General features: G+C 46.6%; 1 pseudogene. It reads right to left on the bottom strand.

The features are described 5' to 3' along the window. Positions 1 to 590: pseudogene (locus tag HCJ66_RS15935) on the bottom strand (FtsK/SpoIIIE domain-containing protein); the annotation flags it as partial.

Raw genomic sequence — 590 nt, 5'->3', positions numbered from 1 at the left:
TCTTGGAATGGGAGCACTTCTGGAACCATCGGAATCGGAAGTGGGCGCTCGCCAGACCATGCGTCGGACATTTCTTTGGCTTCTAGCTGAATCGCGCTGATAATTTGTAACGTGTCTTCCCCTTTGTTTGGAAGCGCTGTTTGGAACACGGCGATATCGTCCTGTTTCACCAAGCCACGACCTGGTAATTCCTCGCTCGTTAAGTCCGTGCGCCCGATGATGCTTCTCGCGTCGGATGCTTCGATTAAGTAAAGCGGGATTTGCGTTTTAATATTGGAAAGTAACGGCGTACGCATCGCATTTTGCTGTCCAGCACTGATAACGAGATTGATCCCGACGCCGGCACCTTCCCGTGCAATTTGCGTCATCATTTTCTCAAAGACATCTTGAAACGGCGATTCTTTGACGGGATCAAAATTATCAATAATAATCACGACATTTGGCAAAATTTCTCCACTCGCTTTTTCGTACATATCAAGATTCGCGACACCGAACTGACTTAATTTACGTTTTCGCATTTTTAACTCGCGATCGAAGCGACGAACGAATTTTCCTATTTTCTCTTCTTCGTCAAGCATAATCGTGTCGGC

It is taken from the genome of Paenilisteria portnoyi (assembly GCF_014322795.1).
GTDB lineage: Bacteria > Bacillota > Bacilli > Lactobacillales > Listeriaceae > Listeria_A > Listeria_A portnoyi.
The sequence above is the reverse complement of the archived record's forward strand: the minus strand, read 5'-3'. Positions and strand labels throughout refer to the sequence as shown.